Genomic DNA, 6,334 nt, shown 5'->3' with positions numbered 1-6,334 from the left:
ATGGCTACGTAGCTCAGCTGGTTAGAGCACATCACTCATAATGATGGGGTCACAGGTTCGAATCCCGTCGTAGCCACCATCTTTTTTGCGGGAGTGGCGAAATTGGTAGACGCACCAGATTTAGGTTCTGGCGCCGCAAGGTGTGCGAGTTCAAGTCTCGCCTCCCGCACCATTCACCCGTAAGCGTTGCACGGATGGGGTATCGCCAAGCGGTAAGGCACCGGTTTTTGATACCGGCATTCCCTGGTTCGAATCCAGGTACCCCAGCCATTTTTTCTTCGATATAGCGGTTCACCGCGACGGTCATTGGGGTATCGCCAAGCGGTAAGGCACCGGTTTTTGATACCGGCATTCCCTGGTTCGAATCCAGGTACCCCAGCCATCGAAGAATATGATAATATATGGCTACGTAGCTCAGCTGGTTAGAGCACATCACTCATAATGATGGGGTCACAGGTTCGAATCCCGTCGTAGCCACCATATTAAGGACGTATCGATTTAATTCGGTAAATCCAAAAAATTGTTGGGGTATCGCCAAGCGGTAAGGCTCTGGTTTCTGATACCAGCATTCCGAGGTTCGAATCCTCGTACCCCAGCCAATTTCAAAAAGTCGTCCACTTTGTGGGTGCACCCGTTGGGGTATCGCCAAGCGGTAAGGCTCTGGTTTCTGATACCAGCATTCCGAGGTTCGAATCCTCGTACCCCAGCCATATTAAAAAAGCTCGCTTCGGCGAGCTTTTTGCTTTTCTGCGCTCTCAATATCGTATGGCAAAAGGCTTATCGGGCCTACGGCGAATTGCGTAGGCCCGCATACGCACTACAACCCTAACGCATACTTCAGCGCCTGACGCTTCAACACACCGGCTCGTTCTGCCGCCATTAACCCGAGGTTACGCATAATACGCAGCGGCTGCAGATTGTTGCTAAACCCGGCGTAGAACAGATCCATCCCACTCTGCATAATGAAGTTATCGGTCATACGACGGTTTTGGTAGCGTTTCAGCACCTGTTGACTGGCCCAGGATTCCCCATAGCTACGGGCATTAACCAGCACATCAATCAGGGCATCAACGTCGCGGTATCCCAGATTAACCCCCTGCCCCGCCAGCGGATGAATGGTATGCGCGGCATCACCCACCAGCGCCAGACCTGGCTGCACATATTGCAACGCATGGCGACGAGTAAGCGGAAACGCGCCCGCTGCGACTGGTGTAGCGTGTCCGAGCCGTGCAGGAAAGTGCTTGGTGATCTCGGCCTGTAGCTGCGGCATGCTGAGACTCTGCAACTGGCGGATCCTTGCCGGAGAGTCATACCACACCAGCGAAGCCCAGTTATCGAACAGCGGTAAAAACGCGCGAGGACCGTCAGGGGTAAACTGCTGCCAGGTGCTGTCTCCTGGTGAGCTCTCGCATTTAACGGTTATCAACATACAGGATTGCGCATACTGCCAGGCATGAATGCCAATTCCGGCCATTTGGCGTACCTGAGAATTCGCTCCATCGGCACCGATCACCAGCTTCACAGTGATCTTTTCACCGCCTGCCAGCTCAAGCTCATGCCGGTCATTATGGCGATGCAGCGAGATCAGTGATGCCGGCACGCGCAAAGTCACCTTTGGATGGGCTTCCAGCGCCTGCCAGAGCGCCTGTTGCAGGACGTTGTTTTCCACCATATAGCCCAGCAATGGCAGTTTAAGCTCAGCGGCATCAAACACCACATGAGCGTTTTCCCACTCCCAGGTTTCCAGGCGACGATAAGGATGACTGCGCATACCCTGTACCGCATCCCAGACGCCCAGCCCTTTCAACAGCGACACAGATGCCGAGCTAATCGCCGAAATACGCACATCAGGTTGTCCGTCAGCCACGAACGGCGCAGGAACGGCATGTTCAATAACCGTTACCGAGAATCCATGCTGCGCCAGTCCAAGCGCCAGCGCGCCGCCGACCATCCCCCCGCCGACAATGGCAATTTCCGTTGGTTGATTTGTCATGGTCAATCATCCTGTTACATGTATTGTGTAAGTTTACAGGATTTTTTACCCCTTGAGGCTGACATCGGTCATACTGGTCACAACCGCGCCAAAGCAGTACACTATGCGCCCTGCATTTCAGCCACAATTTCGCAAGAGCAAGTCGATGACCAAAAAACTCCATATTAAAACCTGGGGCTGTCAGATGAACGAATACGATTCATCGAAGATGGCCGATCTGCTGGATGCCACTCACGGATATCAACTGACCGACGTGGCGGAAGAAGCGGATGTGTTGCTGTTGAATACCTGCTCAATCCGCGAGAAGGCTCAGGAAAAAGTTTTCCACCAGTTAGGTCGCTGGAAACTCTTAAAAGAGAAAAATCCCGATCTTATTATTGGTGTCGGTGGCTGTGTTGCCTCTCAGGAAGGTGATCACATTCGTCAACGTGCACACTATGTCGATATTATTTTTGGGCCACAAACGCTTCACCGTCTGCCGGAAATGATCAATAAAGTGCGCGGCAGCAACACCCGTAGCCCGGTGGTGGATATCAGCTTCCCGGAAATCGAAAAATTCGACCGCCTGCCTGAACCGCGTGCTGAAGGTCCAAGCGCGTTTGTATCCATCATGGAAGGCTGTAATAAATATTGTACTTACTGCGTGGTGCCGTACACCCGTGGTGAAGAAGTCAGCCGCCCGGCGGATGACATTCTGTTCGAAATCGCCCAGCTTGCAGCTCAGGGCGTACGTGAAGTGAACCTGCTGGGGCAAAACGTCAACGCCTGGCGTGGTGAGAACTACGACGGCACAATTGGTTCGTTTGCCGACCTGCTGCGTCTGGTTGCCGCTATCGACGGGATCGATCGCATTCGCTTTACCACCAGCCATCCGATCGAGTTCACCGATGATATCGTTGAAGTCTATCGTGACACCCCGGAGTTGGTGAGCTTCCTGCACCTGCCGGTACAGAGTGGTTCGGATCGCGTCCTGAACCTGATGGGCCGTACCCATACCGCGCTGGAATATAAAGCGATCATCCGTAAACTGCGCGCCGCGCGCCCGGACATCCAGATTAGCTCTGACTTCATTGTTGGCTTCCCTGGTGAAACCACGCAAGATTTCGAGCAGACCATGAAGCTGATTGCTGACGTCAATTTCGACATGAGCTACAGCTTTATCTTCTCTGCGCGTCCTGGCACACCAGCAGCCGATATGGTTGACGACGTTCCGGAAGAAGAGAAAAAACAGCGCCTGTATATTCTGCAGGAACGTATCAACCAGCAGGCGATGGCCTGGAGTCGCCGTATGCTCGGCACGACTCAGCGTATTCTGGTTGAAGGCACGTCGCGTAAAAGCATTATGGAACTGTCTGGACGTACCGAAAATAACCGTGTGGTGAACTTTGAAGGCACCCCGGAAATGATTGGTAAGTTCGTAGACGTTGAAATTACCGACGTCTGGACCAACTCTCTGCGCGGTAAAGTGGTACGCACTGAAGACGAAATGGGCCTGCGCATCGCAGAAAGTCCTGAGTCAGTCATTGCACGCACCCGCAAAGAAAACGATCTCGGCGTAGGTATTTATCAGCCTTAATCTTAAGGCATCACCTCCCCCTGAATAATTCGAGCTGCAGAAAGGCGGCAAGAGCGTGAATCCCCAGGAGCATAGATAACTATGTGACTGGGGTGAACAAGCGAAGCCAACGCATCTGCAGCCTGAAGTATGACAGGCGGCCTTGCAATTCCTTACCCAATCCCCATATTTATCGCAATGCTTGCGCCTTTTCTCTGTGGCGTGAATAATTTCCTTACATGCCGGTGAATGTTCAACGTCCGGCGATACATGCATAAGAGGAACGGTTTGAACATAGACACTCGAGAAATCACCCTTGAACCCGCAGACAACGCCCGTTTGTTGAGTCTTTGCGGTCCGTTTGATGACAACATCAAACAGCTGGAACGTCGCCTCGGCATCGAAATTAACCGCCGCGATAACCACTTTAAACTGACCGGTCGTCCGATTTGCGTCACCGCTGCGGCAGATATTTTACGCAGTCTCTACGTTGATACCGCCCCGATGCGCGGCCAGACGCAGGACATCGAGCCAGAACAAATTCACCTGGCGATCAAAGAAGCGCGTGTTCTTGAACAGAGCGCAGACAGCGTGCCTGAGTTTGGCAAAGCGGTGAACATCAAAACCAAACGCGGGGTGATTAAACCGCGTACGCCGAATCAGGCGCAGTATATCGCCAACATTCTTGACCACGACATCACCTTCGGCGTTGGCCCTGCAGGTACGGGTAAAACTTACCTTGCCGTTGCCGCGGCGGTAGATGCGCTTGAGCGTCAGGAAATCCGCCGTATTCTTCTGACCCGTCCGGCGGTTGAAGCCGGTGAAAAGCTGGGTTTCCTGCCAGGCGATCTGAGCCAGAAAGTCGACCCGTATTTACGCCCGCTGTATGACGCTCTGTTCGAAATGCTCGGTTTCGAGAAAGTAGAGAAGCTGATTGAGCGTAACGTCATTGAGGTCGCACCACTGGCTTATATGCGCGGTCGTACGCTGAACGATGCGTTCATCATTCTTGATGAGAGTCAGAACACCACCATCGAACAAATGAAAATGTTCCTGACTCGTATCGGCTTTAACTCCAAAGCCGTTATCACTGGCGACATTACCCAGATTGACCTACCGCGCAGCACCAAATCCGGCCTGCGTCATGCCATCGAAGTGCTGGCTGAAGTCGACGAGATTAGTTTTAATTTCTTCCATAGCGAAGACGTGGTGCGCCACCCGGTAGTTGCCCGTATCGTGACGGCGTATGAGGCCTGGGAAGAAGCAGAACAAAAACGAAAAGCCGAGCTGGCTGCGGAACGTAAACGCGAAGCTCAGGAACAGGAACAAAAATGAGTCAGGTTATCCTCGATTTACAGCTGGCATGTGAAAATGAATCCGGCTTACCGCAAGAGAGTCAGTTTCAGGCATGGCTGGATGCAGTGATCCCGCAGTTCCAGGAAGAATCAGAAGTGACTATTCGCCTGGTTGATGACGCCGAAAGTCACGAACTGAACCTGACCTATCGCGGAAAGGACAAGTCTACCAACGTGCTTTCCTTCCCGTTTGAAGCGCCTCCGGGGATTGAGCTGCCGCTGCTGGGTGACCTGATCATCTGCCGCCAGGTGGTTGAAAAAGAAGCGCTGGAGCAAGGCAAACCGCTGGAAGCCCACTGGGCGCATATGGTGGTGCATGGTAGCCTGCATTTGCTGGGTTACGACCATATCGAAGACGACGAAGCGGAAGAGATGGAATCCCTTGAAACAGAGATTATGCTTGCTCTGGGCTATGAGGATCCGTACATTGCCGAGAAAGAATAAGCTGCCGGGCTAACGCCCGGCGGTTGTTGTTGCCGTCTGACGCAGAGTATTTGCTCGACGTGCTTAATATTAACTAACATGAGAACCCATACGACGCCATGAGCGACGACAATTCACACAGTAGTGACACCTTAAACAGCAAAAAGGGATTTTTTTCCCTGTTACTGAGCCAACTTTTCCACGGTGAACCTAAAAACCGCGACGAACTGTTGGAGCTGATCCGTGATTCCGGGCAGAACGACCTTATCGATGAAGATACGCGCGATATGCTCGAAGGGGTGATGGACATTGCGGACCAACGCGTTCGCGACATCATGATCCCCCGCTCCCAGATGATTACCCTCAAACGCAACCAGACCCTGGATGAATGCCTCGATGTTATTATCGAGTCTGCTCACTCGCGTTTCCCGGTGATCAGCGAAGACAAAGATCACATTGAAGGGATTCTGATGGCCAAAGACTTGCTGCCGTTCATGCGCAGCGATTCCGAAGCCTTCAGCATGGAAAAAGTGTTACGCCAGGCAGTTGTCGTACCTGAGAGCAAGCGTGTTGACCGCATGCTGAAAGAGTTCCGTTCTCAGCGTTACCATATGGCTATCGTCATCGACGAATTCGGCGGAGTGTCTGGTCTGGTGACTATTGAAGACATCCTTGAACTGATCGTCGGTGAAATCGAAGATGAGTACGACGAAGAAGACGATATTGATTTCCGTCAGCTCAGTCGCCATACATGGACTATCCGAGCGCTCGCGCCAATTGAAGACTTCAACGAAGCCTTTGGCACCCACTTTAGCGACGAAGAAGTGGATACCATTGGCGGGCTGGTCATGCAGGCCTTTGGTCATCTGCCCGCTCGCGGTGAGACTATCGACATCGATGGTTACCAGTTCAAAGTAGCAATGGCCGACAGCCGTCGTATTATTCAGGTTCATGTCAGAATTCCGGACGACTCACCCCAGCCCAAACTGGACGAATAAACCCGATACT

The 6,334-nt window shown here is 52.6% G+C and carries 5 protein-coding genes and 7 tRNA genes; 11 read left to right on the top strand and 1 reads right to left on the bottom strand.

The genetic code is table 11. The features are described from left to right. Positions 1-2 precede the first annotated feature (2 nt). The 7 genes from OGY01_RS13775 to OGY01_RS13745 all read left to right on the top strand — a co-directional run bounded on the left by OGY01_RS13775 (position 3) and on the right by OGY01_RS13745 (position 710). Positions 3-79: transfer RNA gene (locus OGY01_RS13775), tRNA-Met, on the top strand. A gap of 8 nt (positions 80-87) precedes the next feature. Continuing rightward, a tRNA-Leu gene (locus OGY01_RS13770) sits at positions 88-172 on the top strand. Between the two features lie 23 nt (positions 173-195). Continuing rightward, a tRNA-Gln gene (locus OGY01_RS13765) sits at positions 196-270 on the top strand. Between the two features lie 37 nt (positions 271-307). Beyond that, positions 308-382, top strand: a tRNA-Gln gene (locus tag OGY01_RS13760). Between the two features lie 21 nt (positions 383-403). After that, a tRNA-Met gene (locus OGY01_RS13755) sits at positions 404-480 on the top strand. A gap of 44 nt (positions 481-524) precedes the next feature. After that, positions 525-599 (top strand) — tRNA-Gln (locus tag OGY01_RS13750). A 36-nt stretch (positions 600-635) separates the two neighbouring features. Further along, positions 636-710 (top strand) — tRNA-Gln (locus tag OGY01_RS13745). Positions 711-817: 107 nt separating this feature from the next. On the opposite strand, the gene ubiF is transcribed toward OGY01_RS13745, so the two are convergent. Then, complete coding sequence (ubiF, locus tag OGY01_RS13740; protein WP_286493246.1) at positions 818-1,993, bottom strand: 3-demethoxyubiquinol 3-hydroxylase; 1,176 nt, start codon at positions 1,991-1,993, stop codon at positions 818-820. A gap of 145 nt (positions 1,994-2,138) precedes the next feature. On the opposite strand from ubiF, the gene miaB reads away from it, so the two are divergent. The 4 genes from miaB (at position 2,139) to corC (ending at position 6,324) form a co-directional block, all read left to right on the top strand. Further along, positions 2,139-3,569, top strand: a complete 1,431-nt coding sequence (gene miaB / locus OGY01_RS13735; RefSeq protein ID WP_045449497.1) for a tRNA (N6-isopentenyl adenosine(37)-C2)-methylthiotransferase MiaB — start codon at positions 2,139-2,141, stop codon at positions 3,567-3,569. Between the two features lie 267 nt (positions 3,570-3,836). Beyond that, positions 3,837-4,883 (top strand): PhoH family protein, encoded by a 1,047-nt coding sequence (locus OGY01_RS13730; protein ID WP_019076268.1) that lies wholly within the window; start codon positions 3,837-3,839, stop codon positions 4,881-4,883. Then, positions 4,880-5,347, top strand: a complete 468-nt coding sequence (gene ybeY / locus OGY01_RS13725; RefSeq protein ID WP_200010563.1) for an rRNA maturation RNase YbeY — start codon at positions 4,880-4,882, stop codon at positions 5,345-5,347. Before OGY01_RS13730 ends, ybeY begins: the two co-directional genes overlap by 4 nt. Positions 5,348-5,445: 98 nt before the next feature. Further along, entirely contained in the window at positions 5,446-6,324 is an 879-nt protein-coding gene (gene corC, locus OGY01_RS13720) for a CNNM family magnesium/cobalt transport protein CorC (RefSeq protein WP_045441054.1), read from the top strand. Positions 6,325-6,334: the final 10 nt, after the last annotated feature.

It is taken from the genome of Citrobacter sp. Cm038 (assembly GCF_030333105.1).
GTDB classification, from domain to species: domain Bacteria; phylum Pseudomonadota; class Gammaproteobacteria; order Enterobacterales; family Enterobacteriaceae; genus Citrobacter; species Citrobacter murliniae.
This window is presented reverse-complemented; position numbering and strand designations above follow the sequence as displayed.